At 58.9% G+C, this 15,821-nt stretch carries 16 protein-coding genes; 13 read left to right on the top strand and 3 right to left on the bottom strand.

The window, feature by feature from the left end; genetic code table 11:
- Positions 1-34: 34 nt before the first annotated feature.
- On the top strand, positions 35-1,129 hold the full coding sequence (locus AC13Q5_RS04070) for a porin (RefSeq protein WP_075852107.1): 1,095 nt from the start codon (positions 35-37) through the stop codon (positions 1,127-1,129).
- Between the two features lie 125 nt (positions 1,130-1,254).
- On the opposite strand, the gene AC13Q5_RS04065 is transcribed toward AC13Q5_RS04070, so the two are convergent.
- Both AC13Q5_RS04065 and AC13Q5_RS04060 read right to left on the bottom strand, forming a co-directional pair.
- A complete protein-coding gene (locus AC13Q5_RS04065) occupies positions 1,255-2,148 on the bottom strand; it encodes an alpha/beta fold hydrolase (protein WP_488500894.1) in 894 nt (297 codons plus the stop codon).
- Positions 2,149-2,350: 202 nt separating this feature from the next.
- Entirely contained in the window at positions 2,351-4,402 is a 2,052-nt protein-coding gene (locus AC13Q5_RS04060) for a lytic transglycosylase domain-containing protein (RefSeq protein ID WP_075852109.1), read from the bottom strand.
- A gap of 217 nt (positions 4,403-4,619) precedes the next feature.
- On the opposite strand from AC13Q5_RS04060, the gene dapA reads away from it, so the two are divergent.
- Positions 4,620-5,504, top strand: a complete 885-nt coding sequence (dapA, locus tag AC13Q5_RS04055; protein ID WP_075852110.1) for a 4-hydroxy-tetrahydrodipicolinate synthase — start codon at positions 4,620-4,622, stop codon at positions 5,502-5,504.
- Between the two features lie 137 nt (positions 5,505-5,641).
- Positions 5,642-6,121, top strand: coding sequence for an SsrA-binding protein SmpB (gene smpB / locus AC13Q5_RS04050; RefSeq protein WP_015339291.1), 480 nt, complete (start codon positions 5,642-5,644; stop codon positions 6,119-6,121).
- Between the two features lie 263 nt (positions 6,122-6,384).
- Here the strand turns inward: smpB and AC13Q5_RS04045 are convergent, their stop codons facing one another.
- Positions 6,385-6,969 carry a LabA-like NYN domain-containing protein gene (locus AC13Q5_RS04045; RefSeq protein ID WP_075852111.1) on the bottom strand — a complete coding sequence of 195 codons (585 nt, stop codon included), beginning with the start codon at positions 6,967-6,969 and terminating at the stop codon, positions 6,385-6,387.
- A gap of 311 nt (positions 6,970-7,280) precedes the next feature.
- Between AC13Q5_RS04045 and rpoZ the strand changes: the two genes are divergently transcribed.
- The 10 genes from rpoZ (at position 7,281) to AC13Q5_RS03995 (ending at position 15,799) form a co-directional block, all read left to right on the top strand.
- A complete protein-coding gene (gene rpoZ, locus AC13Q5_RS04040; RefSeq protein ID WP_075852112.1) occupies positions 7,281-7,679 on the top strand; it encodes a DNA-directed RNA polymerase subunit omega in 399 nt (132 codons plus the stop codon).
- Between the two features lie 100 nt (positions 7,680-7,779).
- The gene (locus AC13Q5_RS04035; RefSeq protein WP_075852113.1) at positions 7,780-10,002 is read left to right on the top strand and encodes a RelA/SpoT family protein; all 2,223 of its coding nucleotides are present in this window, start codon (positions 7,780-7,782) and stop codon (positions 10,000-10,002) included.
- Between the two features lie 192 nt (positions 10,003-10,194).
- Entirely contained in the window at positions 10,195-10,344 is a 150-nt protein-coding gene (locus tag AC13Q5_RS04030) for a DUF3563 family protein (RefSeq protein WP_075852114.1), read from the top strand.
- A gap of 221 nt (positions 10,345-10,565) precedes the next feature.
- Positions 10,566-11,153: a DUF2062 domain-containing protein gene (locus tag AC13Q5_RS04025; protein WP_488500893.1), complete on the top strand. Its 588-nt coding sequence runs from the start codon at positions 10,566-10,568 to the stop codon at positions 11,151-11,153.
- Positions 11,154-11,194: 41 nt separating this feature from the next.
- On the top strand, positions 11,195-11,599 hold the full coding sequence (acpS, locus tag AC13Q5_RS04020) for a holo-ACP synthase (RefSeq protein WP_075852116.1): 405 nt from the start codon (positions 11,195-11,197) through the stop codon (positions 11,597-11,599).
- A gap of 114 nt (positions 11,600-11,713) precedes the next feature.
- Positions 11,714-12,460, top strand: a complete 747-nt coding sequence (gene lepB, locus AC13Q5_RS04015) for a signal peptidase I (protein ID WP_075852117.1) — start codon at positions 11,714-11,716, stop codon at positions 12,458-12,460.
- The gene (gene rnc, locus AC13Q5_RS04010) at positions 12,457-13,176 is read left to right on the top strand and encodes a ribonuclease III (protein ID WP_075852118.1); all 720 of its coding nucleotides are present in this window, start codon (positions 12,457-12,459) and stop codon (positions 13,174-13,176) included. Before lepB ends, rnc begins: the two co-directional genes overlap by 4 nt.
- Before the next feature lie 135 nt (positions 13,177-13,311).
- On the top strand, positions 13,312-14,256 hold the full coding sequence (gene era / locus AC13Q5_RS04005) for a GTPase Era (protein ID WP_075852617.1): 945 nt from the start codon (positions 13,312-13,314) through the stop codon (positions 14,254-14,256).
- Between the two features lie 85 nt (positions 14,257-14,341).
- Positions 14,342-15,097: a Crp/Fnr family transcriptional regulator gene (locus tag AC13Q5_RS04000; RefSeq protein ID WP_075852119.1), complete on the top strand. Its 756-nt coding sequence runs from the start codon at positions 14,342-14,344 to the stop codon at positions 15,095-15,097.
- A 330-nt stretch (positions 15,098-15,427) separates the two neighbouring features.
- Positions 15,428-15,799: a response regulator gene (locus AC13Q5_RS03995; protein ID WP_488500892.1), complete on the top strand. Its 372-nt coding sequence runs from the start codon at positions 15,428-15,430 to the stop codon at positions 15,797-15,799.
- Positions 15,800-15,821 lie beyond the last annotated feature (22 nt).

Below are 15,821 nucleotides of genomic sequence, written 5' to 3'. Positions count from 1 at the left end.
CTCATACCTAATCGATATTGGAACTGGAGTTACTATGAACATCAAGAGCCTTCTTCTCGGCTCCGCTGCTGCGCTGGCAGCAGTATCCGGTGCTCATGCTGCCGACGCGATCGTAGCAGCTGAGCCCGAGCCGCTGGAATATGTCCGCATCTGCGATGCCTATGGCGCTGGCTACTTCTTCATCCCGGGCACCGAAACCTGCCTCAAGATCGGCGGCATGGTCCGTACCGAAGGCGGCTGGTACAATGCCTACAATCCGGGTCCCGGCGGCGATCGTGGCACCTACTGGCATACCCGCGCTCAGCTGAGCGTCGACACCGCGACCGACACCGAATACGGTCCGTTGAAGACCAACACTGTCTACCGTTTCGACTGGAACGACGGCAACGCCACCACCACCAAGCTGCTCTGGGCCAACATCAGCCTCGGCGGTTTCCTGGTCGGTAAGCAGGACTCGCAGTACAACCTGTACACCGGCTACGCCGGCGACGTCATCAACGACGACGTGGTCTATGACGGCCCGTACGAACTCAACCAGTTGACCTACAACTACGACGCAGGCAACGGCTTCACGGCTGTCGTCTCGCTCGAAGACAGCAACTCCGGTTCGGATACGTCTTCCTACGGCGGCGCTTGGGTTCAGTCGAAGGCTAACCACTATGCTCCGAACGTTGTCGCCGGTGTCGGCTACAAGGCTGGCGGTTTCGGCTTCAAGGTTGTCGGCGGTTACGACTCGATCGTCGAAGAAGGCGCTGTCAAGGCTCGTATCGATGCCGACTTCGGCTTCCTCACGGCCTTCTTGATGGGTGGCTACAACACCGATGGCAAGAAGCTGAACCAGTACGCCGGTTCGAACCTGAACGCGTCTGCTTGCCCGGCTGGCCGTGGCGATCTCTGCGGCTGGGGCGACTGGGCTGTCTGGGGTGGCGTTGGCGTTCCGATCAACGAAAAGCTGAAGTGGAATCTCCAGCTCGCTTACACCGACTCGAAGATCTTCGAAGCCACCACGAACCTCAAGTTCACCCCGGTCAAGGGCTTCCTCATCGAGCCGGAAGTTACCTACACCAACTTCGATTCTGTAAACCAGGATCAGTGGGCTGGTATCCTGCGCTTCCAGCGCAGCTTCTAATTCGGTTCGCCGAAAAGAGTTTGACAGATCTTCCGATCAGACCTCCGATCGGAAGAGGAAAGGCCCGGTCTCCCAACCGGGCCTTTTGCTTTGAGCCGGTATCGAATAGTGCGTGGCGCCTGTTGTCAAAACCCCGAGATGAAGTGCCGGATTACATCCGGAATATCGCCGAAATGTAAAATCGGGGCATGTCCTTGCCCTCTCGCGATCTTGATGGCCATTCCCGGATGGCGCTCCGCCATCTCGTCCGTCGTGGCCTGCGTCAGAAGTTTCGAATTCTCGCCGCGAATCACCATCAGCGGAGTATCCTGAAACGCTTGGAACTGCGGCCACAGGTCGCGAATCGGTGCCTCCAGGTCGAGCGCCTGCATTTGTGCTGCGATAGCGGGATCGTAGTCGGCAATCGGCTTGCCGTCACGCAAGACATAGATGGCGCGGGCCATGTCCTGCCAATCCTCTTCGCCAAGCGCGCTAAAGGCGCTGCCATGGTTTTCCCGAAGGATATCGATCGCCTCGTCCCAATTGGCGGGTTTCTTGTCCCGGTTGAGATAATTGCGAATATCCGCCAATCCGACTTTTTCGAGGACGGGGCCGATATCGTTGAGAATTACGGCCTTGAGAATATCCGGCCGGCTGGTTGCGAGCATATGCAGGACCATTCCGCCGCGCGATGTGCCGATGAAGATAGCTTGATGAATCCCGAGCTGAGCGCAAACCGTCAGGACATCTTGACCTTCCACGATGAGATTGTAATGGGATTTGTCGTCATCCCACTCGGATGACCCGCGTCCGCGGGCATCGAGCGTGATTATCCTGCGTGGAGCCGTGGAATCCTGCGATAGAAGCAGCGCCAATTGATGAAAGTCCCGCGAGTTGCGCGTCAGGCCGGGCAGGCAGAAGACGGGTGTCCTAGCCCTCGTGGCTGTCTCGTCGCCGGAATAGTCGCGCACATGGAGCTTCAGGCCATCTTCTGCTTCGATCGTTCTGGCAAGAAAACCGCTTTCGTCGTCGCTGCGCATGCGCCATCCCTCGTGCTTTGGCTATCACGAGGGATGTAACGTCATTTCCGTAGCGCGCACAACTGCGGCTGTTGCCGGAAACATATCGCACGAGGTGGTGAGGCGGCTTTGCGATCTTTCAGATTCGCTTCCCGCGCTTTAGGTCGTTGATCTTGCGCATGTCGTTATCGCAAAACCGCTGCACACTTTTGCGCGACATGCTTTAGCCGCGGCCGTCGACCAGATCGTGTACGATGTCTGCCTTCTGTCCCAGCCGTGCCTTGTAGACCTGATAGTTCTCCATCACGCGCTGCACGTAGTTGCGGGTCTCGGGGAAGGGGATGCGCTCGATCCAGTCGATTACGTCGTCAAGTGACTTGCCACGCGGATCGCCATAACGGCTGATCCATTCCGGCACCTTGTTCGGCCCGGCATTGTAGGCGATGAAGGTGAGGATGTAGGAGCCGCCGAAGGTGTCGATCTGCTCGCCGAGATAATGGGCGCCGAGCGTGGCGTTGTAGCCCGCATCCTGCGTCAGCTTGTCGGCGGAGTAGGCCATGCCGTGCCGACCGGCAACGGCCTTTGCGGTCTTCGGCAGCAGCTGCAGCAGGCCGCGGGCATTGGCGGAGGATACGGCGGCCGGATTGAAGGCGCTTTCCTGCCGGGCAATGGCATAGGCGAGCGCCTTGCCGGAGCCGGAAATATTGGCATTGTCCGGAATGACGCCGATCGGGAAGGCGAGCGCTGCGACATCGATGCCGCGCCCATAGGCGATCTTGCCGATCTGCAGCGAAAGCTGGTGATTGCCGGAACGCTCGGCGCTGGCGGCCAGCATGGCGACCTCGCCGGGGCTATCAAGCTGTTTCGCCAGAGCGCGATAGAGCGCATCGGCACGCCAACCGTGTCCCGCAGCCTCGAGTCGAGAAATCGCCTGTACCGCCTCGCGTCCCTGGAAGCGCTGGCGATCGGTAGCCGAGGGAGAGGGATAGGTGACGTTGAGGGTGCGACGGCCAAGCTTCTCGGCAGCAAGCTGACCATAGAAGGTGCTCGGATAGGAGGCGGCCTTTGCGTAGAAATCGGCAGCCTTGCCCGGTCCGCCTGCTTCGGCGGCGCGGCCGAGCCAATACCAACCGCGCGATTGCGAGATAGGCCCGTTCGACACCTGCAGGATCTTGCGGAAATGGATCGCTGCATTCGCCCCATCCTGAAGACCGCGCAGAGCGTACCAGCCTGCGTGGAATTCGGCTTCGCCGACATCCTGCGGACTTTCCGCGACGCTGGCGTCGACGATACGGTAGGCAGCCTTGAATTCACCCTGATCCACCAGGCCGCGGCTGACGATGCGCTGCTCGCTCCACCACGCGCCGGGGCTGACGAGCACGCTGCGGTCCTTCGGCATTTGCGCCAGCAGACTGGCGGCATCGTCATATTTGTTCTGGCGGCGCAGGTTTTCGATCCGCATGAAGAGATAGGCTGGGTCCTTGCGCCATTGGGCGTCGGCGGCTGCGATCAGCGCGTCGGCCTTCGGCGAGCGATCATTGACGGCGGCCCAGGCCTTGTAGAGCGATTGCGCCCTGCCGAGATCGCCGAAGCGTTTGGCCTGTGCGGTCCGATCGCGGTAGAGCAGATAGTCCATGCGCGCCTTGTGATCGGCGGGCGAAAGCAGGCTTGGGAATTCCGCAAGGACCTTGTCTTCGAGCGATTTGTCCAGCGGCTCCTCGCGCCAGATCTTGCGGATCAGCTTGGCGGCCTGTGCCGACGCGCCGCGCGCCATGAAGGCGCGCGAGAGGATGATGGCGCCTTCCACGGTCTCTGGCTGCGAGTTGCCGAAGGCGGCAAGGACCTGATCGGTTGCCGGATTCTCTGTGTAGAGCGCCCGCTCGGAATTGGCGCGCAGGCTGCCGAGCCCCGGCCAGCCGACAAGCTCGCCGGCGGCCGCGGCAATTTCGCCGGAAGGAACGCCCGGCTGGCCCGAAGTCGCGATCGCCCAGGTCAGGATGTGCCGATCGAGCGTGCCATCGCCCATGCCGTTGCGGATGGCAAGCGCCTGCATCGGATTCTTGTTGGAAAGGGCGTCGAGGCCCGCCTTCAGGTCGCCGCTGACAGGCGCGATGGCTCCGCCGCGCGGGATCGCGGCCGTGCTCATGGGGTCCGGCGCCATGGCGACATAGGCGTTGGCGCTCGTCGGTATCTGCTGGCCGGGAAGCTGCGAGGCAACCGCGCCCCAGGCGACCGCCAAGCCCACGGCGGTCCAGATCATGACAGGTCTCTTCATCCGGCTACTCACAAAACAAACAGGCCCCTTCCATTTGCCAAATGCTATATTAACGAAACCTTACCGGTGGCCCGAATTTCAATCAATTATGATATCGGAAACTGCCCTTTACCATTCAAAGCGTGCTTGTCGCCGTCAAGCCGGCGCTTTATGGTGCGCGGATTCATAACCATGGATTGCGGCTGAAGCATGAAAGCAGCGCCGCTAGGAGACTTGCATGTTCCAGGGGTCCATTCCCGCACTCGTTACGCCCTTTACTGACGCCGGCAAGGTGGATGAGGCTTCCTTCGCCTCACATGTCGACTGGCAGATAAAAGAGGGCAGCAAGGGACTGGTGCCCGTGGGTACGACGGGTGAATCTCCGACCCTGTCGCATGACGAGCACAAGCGCGTCGTCGAGCTCTGCATCGAGATCGCCAACAAGCGCGTCCCGGTCATGGCGGGGGCGGGGTCGAACAATACCCGCGAGGCGATCGAGCTCGCACAGCACGCCGAAAAGGTCGGCGCCAACGCGGTTCTGGTCGTCACACCCTATTATAACAAGCCGACCCAGAAGGGGCTTTACGCGCATTTCGCCGCCGTTGCCGAAGCCGTCAAGCTGCCGATCTATATCTACAACATCCCCGGCCGTTCGGTTGTCGATATGACGCCCGAGACGATGGGTGCGCTTGCCAAGGCCTATTCCAATATCGTCGGTGTCAAGGATGCGACCGGCAAGATCGAGCGCGTCTCCGAGCAGCGCATCAGCTGCGGCCGCGATTTCCGCCAGCTTTCCGGCGAGGATGCCACGGCGCTCGGCTTCAACGCCCATGGCGGCGTCGGCTGCATCTCGGTCACGGCCAACGTCGCACCGCGCCTGTGTGCCGAATTTCAGGCGGCTACGCTCGCCGGTGATTATGCCAAGGCTCTCGAATATCAGGATCGCCTGATGCCGTTGCACAAGGCGATCTTCCTGGAGCCCGGCCTCTGCGGCGCCAAGTATGGTCTTTCCCGCCTTGGCCGCATGAGCCGTAATGTACGCTCGCCGCTCTTGTCGACCCTGGAACCGGGCACCGAGGCTGCGATCGATGCGGCCTTGCGTCATGCCGGCCTCTTGAACTGACGCCGTTTCGAACTTGTTGCCCAAACTCTGCAAGGCCGCTCTCTTCACAAGGAGGGCGGTCTCGCTTATTTAGGATGCAGGAACCTGGCGCGCCCTTAGTCGCTGCCGGAATGACGCAAGAAAAAAGAAGAAGAATCATGGCACCCAAAGGCAGCCAGCGCGTGGTGAACAAGGTCGTGGCGGAAAACCGCAAGGCCCGCTTCAACTACGAGATCATCGACACCTACGAAGCAGGGCTCGTGCTGATGGGCACAGAGGTCAAATCGCTGCGCGAGGGCAAGGCCAATATCGCTGAATCCTACGCCTCGGATGAAGGTGACGAGATCTGGCTGATCAACTCCTATCTGCCGGAGTACCTGCAGGCGAACCGCTTCAACCACGAGCCCCGCCGCCGCCGCAAGCTGCTGCTTTCCAGCCGCGAAATCGGCCGGTTGCGTTCGGCGATCAATCGTGAGGGCATGACCCTGGTGCCGTTGAAAATCTATTTCAACGACCGTGGCCGGGCCAAGCTGGAATTGGCCCTTGCCAAGGGCAAGAAGCTGCATGACAAGCGCGAATCCGAGAAGGAACGCGATTGGAACAGGCAGAAGAGCCGGCTGCTCAAAGACAACGGGTGAGGGTGAGGAGCGGTCGGGCAAGGCCCGAGCAATCGATCCAGTGAATCGATTGCAGCGACGAACGCCCTGAGCCCTAGCGAAGGGCTGGCTGCCGCGGCGAGCACAACGCCTGCGCCGTTCGAAACGATCCCTCGGCAAAACTATAGCTGCGCGTGAATCGATTGCAGCGACGACGCCCTGAACCTTGGCGAACGGCCAGCTGCCGCGGCAAAACCGAAACGGTTCTGCGGCTGCAAACCTACCTTGTCTGATGCAGCCCCAAATTATTCTTCAGTATCCGCCGGGGCGTGGCTAGCCTCCGCAGTCCGGGCAGGGCGCTCCGAAGCTTCGCGACCGATCTCCGCCTTCAGCGATACGAGGTCGATGAAATGATCGGCCTGACGGCGCAGGTCGTCTGCAATCATCGGCGGCTGGGTCGCCATGGTCGAGATGACCGAAACCTTGCGTCCACGACGCTGAAGGGCTTCCACGAGGGTCGTGAAGTCACCGTCGCCGGAAAAGATCACCAGATGATCGACGGTCTCGGATTGCTCCATGGCGTCGATCGCCAGCTCGATGTCCATGTTGCCCTTGATCTTGCGGCGTCCCATGGAATCCGTGAATTCCTTCGCCGGCTTCGTGATGACCTTGTAGCCGTTATAGTCGAGCCAATCGATCAGCGGGCGGATCGAGGAATACTCCTGATCTTCGATAAGCGCGGTGTAATAATAGGCGCGCAGGAGATATCCGCGTTTCTGGAATGCCTTCAGGAGCTTACGGTAGTCAATATCGAAACCGAGGCTCTTGGATGCAGCGTAAAGATTGGCGCCGTCGATAAAGAGTGCAATTTTTTCGCGTGGGTCAAACATCGCTTACATATCCACTGTTATAAAAACGTAATCATTTCATTTAAAGAGCAGCTAAAACAAGGCTTTGTGAGCCGTTGCAGAATAATTCGTATTACTTTATGAATTATTCATATAACCGAGATGTAGGGCACGAAATGCGATATTCCAAGCAACTCACGGTAGAAATGGCTGTTTGTCTAGGGTAATTTTAGCACTTTCCCAGAGGGTGCAAAGGCGCTGAAACAGGAAAAACTTGAATTTGACATCGTTTGCTTGTATCGGCGTGCTACTCCGAGACATGATGACGACATCACGACCGCAAAGGACAGGCAATGGCCCGTGTCACAGTAGAAGATTGCATTGATAAAGTAGAGAACCGGTTCGAGCTCGTGCTGCTCGCCAGCCACCGCGCTCGCCTGATTTCGCAGGGCTCCTCGATCACGATCGACCGCGACAACGACAAGAACCCGGTCGTTGCTCTGCGCGAAATCGCCGACGAGACGCTGTCGCCTGATGATCTCAAGGAAGACCTGATCCATTCGCTGCAGAAGCATGTCGAAGTGGATGAGCCCGAGCCCGATCCGGCAAGCCTCCTGGCGGCTGGCGCTTCCGCCACCAGCGAAGAGGAAGAAGACCTGCCGGAAACCGTCACTTTCGATCAGATGTCGGAAGAAGAGCTTCTGGCCGGTATCGAAGGTCTGGTTCCGCCGGAAAAAAGCGACGATTACTGATCGTTGAGCTTGATGCTCCGGACAGGAGCGATATGATGGCAAGATGCGTGCGCCGGTCAGATGACTGGCGCGCTTTTGTTTTTGCTGGAGTAGCTTTGGAATGATGCGGCAATACGAGCTTGTCGAGCGCGTGCAGAAATACAAGCCCGATGCCAACGAAGCTCTCCTCAACAAAGCCTATGTTTATGCAATGCAGAAGCATGGCCAGCAAAAACGTGCCAGCGGCGATCCCTATATTTCCCATCCCCTCGAAGTTGCTGCGATCCTGACGGATATGCGACTGGATGAATCGACCATCGCGGTCGCTCTTCTCCACGACACGATCGAGGATACGACGGCGACGCGCGCCGAAATCGACGAGATGTTCGGCGAGGATATCGGCCGCCTGGTCGAGGGCCTGACGAAGATCAAGAAGCTCGACCTCGTCACCAAGAAGGCGAAGCAGGCCGAAAATCTGCGCAAGCTGCTGCTCGCCATTTCCGATGACGTACGCGTGCTTCTGGTGAAGCTGGCCGATCGCCTGCATAATATGCGCACGCTCGATCATATGTCGCCGGAAAAGCGCGCCCGCATCTCCGAGGAGACAATGGAAATCTATGCGCCGCTTGCCGGCCGCATGGGTATGCAGGACATGCGTGAGGAGCTGGAAGAGCTTTCTTTCCGCCATATCAATCCCGAGGCGCATGATACCGTCACCAAACGCCTGGAAGAGCTGTCGCGGCGTAACGAAGGGCTCGTCAAGAAGATCGAGACCGAACTGCGCGATCTGCTCGTGGCCAACGGCCTTGCCAACGCCATGGTCAAGGGGCGGCTGAAGAAGCCCTATTCGGTGTTCCGAAAGATGCAGTCGAAGTCGCTCTCCTTCGAGCAGCTCTCCGATATTTACGGCTTCCGTCTTCTCGTCGACGACATTCCGTCCTGCTACCGGGCGCTCGGCATCGTTCATACCCGCTGGCGCGTCGTTCCCGGCCGTTTCAAGGACTATATTTCGACGCCGAAGCAGAACGACTATCGCTCTCTGCACACCACGATCGTCGGCCCCTCCAGCCAGCGCATCGAGCTGCAGATCCGTACCAAACGCATGCACGAGATCGCCGAGTTCGGCATCGCAGCCCATACGCTCTATAAGGACGGCACCAACGGCAATGGCGATAGCGAAATCGCTTCGCGGGAAAGCAATGCCTATTCCTGGCTGCGCCACACCATCGAGGCGCTGGCCGAGGGCGACAGCCCGGAAGAATTCCTCGAGCATACCAAGCTCGAGTTGTTCCAGGATCAGGTGTTCTGCTTCACGCCCAAGGGCAAGCTGATCGCCCTGCCGCGCGGCGCAACGCCGATCGATTTTGCCTACGCCGTTCACACCAACATCGGCGACACGACCGTCGGCGCCAAGATCAATGGCCGCATCATGCCGCTGGTAACGCGGCTGAACAATGGCGACGAAGTCGAGATTATCCGCTCAGGCGTGCAGGTGCCGCCAGCCGCGTGGGAAGAGATCGTCGTGACCGGCAAGGCACGCGCCGCCATTCGCCGCGCCACTCGTCTTGCCATCCGCAAGCAATATGCCGGCCTCGGCCATCGTATCCTGGAGCGCACTTTCGAGCGCGCCGGCAAGGTCTTCTCGCGTGATGCGCTGAAGCCCGCCCTGCATCGCCTCGGCCAGAAGGATGTCGAGGATGCGATCGCGGCCGTCGGGCGAGGGGAGATGTCGTCGCTCGACGTGCTTCGCGCCGTCTACCCCGATCATCAGGACGAACGCGTGACCGTGAAGCCTGCCGGCGACGAGGGCTGGTTCAATGTCCGCAGCGCCTCCGGCATGATCTTCAAGATCCCCGGCAAGAACAAGGCCGAGGTCTCTGACGGTGCCGATATCGATGCCCCGCCGATCCGCGGTATTTCGGCCAATGTCGAGGTGCATTTCGCATCGACCGGCGCCGTTCCGGGTGATCGCATCGTCGGCATCATGGAAAAGGGCAAGGGTATCACCATATATCCGATCCAGTCGCCGGTGCTGCAGCGGTTCGACGACGAGCCGGAGCGCTGGATCGACGTGCGCTGGGATCTGGACGAGGCCAACAAGTCGCGCTTTGCCGCGCGTATCCTGATCAATGCCCTCAACGAGCCGGGTACCCTGGCGAAGGTGGCGCAGACCGTCGCGGACGTGGACGTCAATATCCGCGTGCTCAACACCGTTCGGGTCGCCGCCGACTTCACCGAAATGGCCCTCGACGTGGAAGTCTGGGATCTGCGCCAGCTCAACCAGCTTCTGGTGCAGCTGAAGGAACTCGATTGCATCGCGACGGTTAAGCGCCTCTACGAGTGATATTCACTCGGCGGCGCTACTGATCCAGGCAGGCTGCATATTTTGTGATCATTTTATGACCAAATTCGAGCGCCTTTCCGGATAGATATGCGTTATGTGCATGGCTGCGTGTATTTTAGAGCGGTGGTAATTAACCTTTGTCGAGCCTATCTTCTGGTCATCGAAGAAACCAAACTGAGATGAGAGAAGACAATGTTTACCCCGATCAAGAAAATCGCCCGTGCCTTGCGTGTTCCGAGTGTTGAAGAGCGCGAAATGGCTTACCTGAACGGCTCGCATGACCGTTTTGACCTTGAGTATCGTCAGCGTCAGGTTGACCGCGGCCTGTTCCGTACGCGTTAATCGCTGTTAATACTTAAAAGACCAAGAGGGGCGCGTCGTTGTTGCGCCCTTGGAGCATCCCGATCTCGAGGGATTGCTTCCGGCAAATGAAGAGAGCGTCCATTTTCTGCATCCAAAGCAGGTGACGTTCCAAAAAAGAGCCGCACTTTCGGTTCTTAATCGGTGCATGATACGTTTGGCCGCTCTTGTCACGACGGCCCCCATTGCACTAGATAAGCGGCATGCTGTTTCGTCGCCGAAAACCACTGACATTCAAGGAAAAGTTGCGGGAGCACCTTTGGCCCCGCAAGGGTTTTGTCCGCTCGTTCCAATATTTCGGCAAGCGCCTTGTTCGCCTTGCCGCTTCGCCGCATTCGGTTGCGGCCGGGTTTGCGGCGGGCATCGTTGTGTCCTGGACGCCGTTCATCGGCGTGCATTTCGTGATGGCGATCGTCATCGCCTATCTGGTCGGCGGCAATGTCATTGCTTCTGCGCTCGGCTGTCTGGCGGCCGGCAATCCAATCACCTATCCTTTCATCTGGGCGCTTACCTGGGAGATCGGCCACCTCATCCTGTCGCGCGACAGCGGCGGGCAGGGCGGCAATATCGATCTGCCGGCACTGTGGCACAAGGGCGATCTCTCGCAGATCTGGGACCCGGTTTTGAAGCCGATGCTGATCGGCGGCATCCCACCTGCCATCGTGACCGGTGTGATTGTCTATGCACTCACCTACTATGGCGTGAAGACCTTCAAGACGCGCCGCAAGGAGCGCCTGATGGAACGTGCCCGCGAGCGGCTGGCGCTCGCCGAAAACGCATCGAGCGTCTGACCCGAGCCTGACGTCGTCCGGGCCGCCAGGAGGGCCTTCCCATGATCATCGGCATAGGTAGTGATCTCATCGATATCCGTCGTGTGGAGAAGACGATCGAACGTTTCGGCGCCCGCTTCACGGAGCGTTGCTTTACCGATATCGAGCGCGCCAAGTCGGAGCGCCGCAAGAACAAGGCGGCATCCTATGCCAAGCGCTTTGCCGCCAAGGAAGCCTGTTCCAAAGCCTTGGGCACCGGGTTGGCACAGGGCGTCTTCTGGCGCGACATGGGTGTCGTCAACCTGCCGAGCGGCAAGCCGACGATGCAATTGACCGGCGGTGCCGCCGAAAGAGTGGCCGCCATGCTGCCACCAAATCATCGCGCCGCCATTCATTTGACGATAACGGATGATTTTCCTCTTGCTCAGGCTTTTGTAATCATCGAGGCGCTGCCGATGGACGGTTGAATCGCAACCGTATGTCGCTTTTGGCATCCGCGCCATTGCCGCGATGATATGAAGCGAGTAGACAGTGCCTGAATGCAAGTGCGCCGGTGGGGTGCGAAAAAGGAATAAGACTGCGTGTCCGAGAAAGCCGTAAAACAGCAGAACGCCCTGTGGGAGAATATCAAGGTCATCGTCCAGGCGCTTGTCCTGGCCATGATCATCCGCACCTTTCTCTTCCAGCCATTCACCATCCCGTCCGGCTCGATGATGCCGACGCTTCTTGTCGGCGACTATATCTTCGTCAACAAGTTCGCTTACGGCTATTCGAAATATTCAATGCCGTTCTCGCCGGATATCTTCAGCGGTCGCATCCTGGGCAGCGAGCCGAAGCGCGGCGACGTCGTGGTCTTCCGCTTCCCGCCGAATCCGGATGTCGACTATATCAAGCGCGTCATTGGCCTGCCGGGTGACCGCATTCAGGTGAAGAACGACATTCTCTATATCAACGGCCAGGCCGTTCCGCGCGAGCCACACGGCACCTTCTCGTCGGACTATAGCCAGGAGCCTGGCGACAACATCCCCGTCTACAGCGAGCGCCTGCCGGACACCGGCAAGGTCTATGACACGCTGGATCTTTCGCCGAATTCGCGTGGCGACAACACGCAGGAATATGTCGTTCCGGCCGGCCACTACTTCATGATGGGCGACAATCGCGACAATTCCGACGACAGTCGTTTCGATGTCGGCTATGTCCCAGCAGAAAACCTGATCGGCCGCGCCAGCGTCATCTTCTTCTCGCTGGGTCACGACACGTCCTTCCGTGAAATCTGGAAATGGCCGACCAACATGCGTTGGGATCGTATTTTCAAGGTTGTCGAATGACGAAGGCGCAGACGCTCTCCCAGGCGGATCGTGCCAGGCTTGAGGCTGCCATAGGCCACGAATTCGCCGAGAAGGAGCGTCTTGACCGTGCGCTGACACATGCCAGCGCGCGCACGCACAAGACGGGCAACTACGAACGGTTGGAGTTTCTCGGCGACCGGGTTCTCGGCCTGTGCATCGCGGAATTGCTCTTCAAGACCTTCGGTGCGGCAACGGAAGGCGAGCTTTCGGTGCGCCTCAACCAGCTCGTCAGCGCGGAGACCTGCGCTGAAGTCGCCGATGAAATGGAACTGCATCTTTACATCCGCACCGGCGCCGACGTGAAGAAGCTGACGGGAAAGCGCATGCTCAACGTGCGTGCCGATGTCGTCGAGAGCCTGATTGCCGCGCTCTATCTGGATGGCGGCCTCGAAGTTGCCCGCGCATTTATTCTGCGCTTTTGGGAGCGCCGAGCCATCCGTCCGGAAGGTGCAAGGCGCGATGCCAAGACGGAATTGCAGGAATGGGCGCATGCGAAATTCGGCGTCACCCCGGTCTACAGGGTTGATGATCGCAGCGGACCGGATCATGATCCACGCTTCACCGTGACGGTGGAAGTGAAGGGAACGACGCCCGAGACGGGAATTGAACGCTCCAAGCGTGCGGCCGAGCAGATGGCCGCGACGCGGATTCTGGAGCGCGAAGGTGTTTGGCAGCCTCAGCCGACTGAGACGTAACTGCTAGAGCATGATGCCGAAAAGTGTCAGGGGATTTCGGATGACATCATGCTCTACTTCTTTGAGTTTGGAGCGGATTCAGTTTTTAGGTCGGTTCGACCTGAAATCATCCGGCTCTAGGGAATGACGGAAAAAATGACTAATCAGCAGGACACGCCCGCCGAAGACGGCGCGGTTGAACATATCGGCCCGACGCATTCGGGTTTCGTGGCCCTCATCGGCCCGACCAATGCCGGCAAGTCGACATTGGTCAACCGGCTCGTGGGCGCCAAGGTTTCGATCGTCAGCCACAAGGTGCAGACGACGCGCGCGATCGTGCGTGGCATCGCCATTCACAACAACGCGCAGATCGTTTTCATGGACACGCCCGGCATTTTCAAGCCGCGTCGTCGCCTGGATCGTGCCATGGTGACGTCTGCCTGGGGTGGCGCCAAGGATGCCGATCTCATCATGCTGCTGATCGACAGCGAGCGTGGTTTGCGTGGTGATGCGGAGGCTATCCTGGAAGGCTTGAAGGACGTCTCCCAGCCGAAGATCCTGGTCCTGAACAAGATCGACCGCGTTCGCCGCGAGGATCTGCTGGCGCTTGCCGCGGCCGCCAACGAGAAGATCGCCTTCGAGCAAACCTTCATGATTTCGGCCGAAAACGGTTCAGGCTGCGACGACGTCATGGACTATCTGGCAAAGACCTTGCCGGAAGGCCCCTGGTACTATCCGGAGGATCAGATTTCGGATTTGCCGATGCGCCAGCTCGCCGCCGAAATCACCCGCGAAAAGCTGTTTCTGCGCCTGCACCAGGAGCTTCCCTATTCCTCGCATGTCGAGACCGAGAAGTGGGAAGAGCGCAAGGACGGCTCGGTGCGCATCGAGCAGGTGATCTATGTCGAGCGCGACAGCCAGAAGAAGATTGCGCTCGGCAAGGGTGGCGAGACGATCAAGGCGATCTCGACCGCGTCGCGCAAGGAGCTCTCCGAAATTCTGGAGCAGCCCGTGCACCTCTTCCTCTTCGTCAAGGTCCGTGAAAACTGGGGAGACGACCCCGAACGTTTCCGCGAAATGGGGCTCGATTTCCCGCACTGATGGAACTTTGCTTGCCTGAATGCTTTATATTGCAGCGGTTTATCCGGCATGTCGCCGTCGCCGCTGCAACTTGAGGGAGCGTTTCATGGCAAAGGCAGCTGCGACGATGCATGGGCAACGCACTCCATGCCAGCACTGTCCGCTGAGGTCTTTGCCGCATTTCCGTGAATTCGAGCGCGACGAGCTGAATTTCATCAGCGGCTTCAAGAAGGGCGAGCTTCTTGTCGATGCCGGCGCCACGATCTTCCTCGAAGGGGCGCATAGCGCCCACCTTTTCACTATCCTTTCCGGCTGGGGCTTCCGCTACAAGACGCTGGAGGATGGGCGCCGCCAGATCCTCAACTACGTGATGCCCGGCGATCTCATCGGTTTGCAGGGCTCGATCATGGGCGAGATGCAGCACTCGACCGAAGCGCTCTCGCCGATATCACTTTGCGTTTTCGAGCGTACCGAACTGATGACGCTCTACAATTCCCATCCGCCGCTTGCCTTCGACCTGACCTGGATTGCATCGCGCGAGGAGCGGATCCTCGATGAGCATCTGTTGAGCGTCGGCCGGCGATCGGCGGTCGAGCGAGCCGCCTATCTGATCGCATACCTGCATCAGCGTGCCAGAGCCCTTCACCTTTTCAACAGCAGCAAGGTGATCCCCATCACGCAGCAGCATGTCGCCGATACGCTGGGCCTTTCCGTTGTTCATACCAACAAGACATTGAAAAAGCTGGCTGCTCGGAAATTGCTTCTCTGGCAGGAGCGAGGCTGCGAAGTTCTGGACGGTGATGGACTTGCCGAACTTGCCGGCTGGGATGGCCTTGATTCGGGCAAGCGTCCCTTCATCTAGCCATCATCCTTCATGCGAACAGCATGTCTTTTTTAAATGCTGACAACAACTGTATCAGCATAGATTATTGTCATCGTCACTTTTCGACCAGTTTCACCTTTTACTAACCCCGGCAGCAAAAGCGATTGGAGCAGGATGACGAGCCCATAGTACCGCAGTGCAAAAAGTGCGAAGCGGGTTGGAGGCGAAGTCATGTCACGAGAGACTGAGCCAAGACGGATGGGGCTAACCATCCATTCAAGACGGGCCGATGATTGGCGCCGGAGGGATAGATGCGGGACTTTTTACGGGGTACGCCAGCTGGCGCGTACGGGCAAGGATGGCGCTGATATGACGTTTCAGCGCGTCCTTATACTGGAAGATAATCTCATCATTGCCATGGAGGCGGAGGAAATTCTTCACCTCGTCGGAATTCAACAGGTTGAGATTGCTTCGAATCTGGAGCAGGCGGTCAACGCCGTCCATTCGGAACATTATGATTTTGCGATGCTCGACGTGAATCTTGGGGAGTCGACGAGTTTCGGGTTTGCCCGATTGCTGATCGAGCGGGGCATTTCCTTTGGCTTCGTCACCGGCTATTCCGATACACTCGATTTTCCGGCAGATTTGCGGCATGTGCCGCTTTTGAACAAGCCTTTTGACGAGCAATCCATGCGCCTCTTCGTCGAGAGCCTGGTCGGCGGCTCCCCGCTCGCCATGTGACAGCGGCGGCCATTTGCCCTAA

Source organism: Martinezella sp. CNPSo 3964, assembly GCF_057784375.1.
Note: the sequence above shows the minus strand (reverse complement) of the source record. Positions and strands in the feature narration are given on the sequence as shown.

Coding starts and splice junctions, on each gene's coding strand:
- AC13Q5_RS04030 (WP_075852114.1), top strand. CDS start 10,195: ATGTTTACCCCGATCAAGAAAATCGCCCGTGCCTTGCGTGTTCCGAGT.
- AC13Q5_RS04000 (WP_075852119.1), top strand. CDS start 14,342: ATGGCAAAGGCAGCTGCGACGATGCATGGGCAACGCACTCCATGCCAG.
- AC13Q5_RS04035 (WP_075852113.1), top strand. CDS start 7,780: ATGATGCGGCAATACGAGCTTGTCGAGCGCGTGCAGAAATACAAGCCC.
- AC13Q5_RS04025 (WP_488500893.1), top strand. CDS start 10,566: ATGCTGTTTCGTCGCCGAAAACCACTGACATTCAAGGAAAAGTTGCGG.
- dapA (WP_075852110.1), top strand. CDS start 4,620: ATGTTCCAGGGGTCCATTCCCGCACTCGTTACGCCCTTTACTGACGCC.
- AC13Q5_RS03995 (WP_488500892.1), top strand. CDS start 15,428: ATGACGTTTCAGCGCGTCCTTATACTGGAAGATAATCTCATCATTGCC.
- smpB (WP_015339291.1), top strand. CDS start 5,642: ATGGCACCCAAAGGCAGCCAGCGCGTGGTGAACAAGGTCGTGGCGGAA.
- rnc (WP_075852118.1), top strand. CDS start 12,457: ATGACGAAGGCGCAGACGCTCTCCCAGGCGGATCGTGCCAGGCTTGAG.
- AC13Q5_RS04045 (WP_075852111.1), bottom strand. CDS start 6,969: ATGTTTGACCCACGCGAAAAAATTGCACTCTTTATCGACGGCGCCAAT.
- acpS (WP_075852116.1), top strand. CDS start 11,195: ATGATCATCGGCATAGGTAGTGATCTCATCGATATCCGTCGTGTGGAG.
- era (WP_075852617.1), top strand. CDS start 13,312: ATGACTAATCAGCAGGACACGCCCGCCGAAGACGGCGCGGTTGAACAT.
- AC13Q5_RS04065 (WP_488500894.1), bottom strand. CDS start 2,148: ATGCGCAGCGACGACGAAAGCGGTTTTCTTGCCAGAACGATCGAAGCA.
- AC13Q5_RS04060 (WP_075852109.1), bottom strand. CDS start 4,402: ATGAAGAGACCTGTCATGATCTGGACCGCCGTGGGCTTGGCGGTCGCC.
- AC13Q5_RS04070 (WP_075852107.1), top strand. CDS start 35: ATGAACATCAAGAGCCTTCTTCTCGGCTCCGCTGCTGCGCTGGCAGCA.
- rpoZ (WP_075852112.1), top strand. CDS start 7,281: ATGGCCCGTGTCACAGTAGAAGATTGCATTGATAAAGTAGAGAACCGG.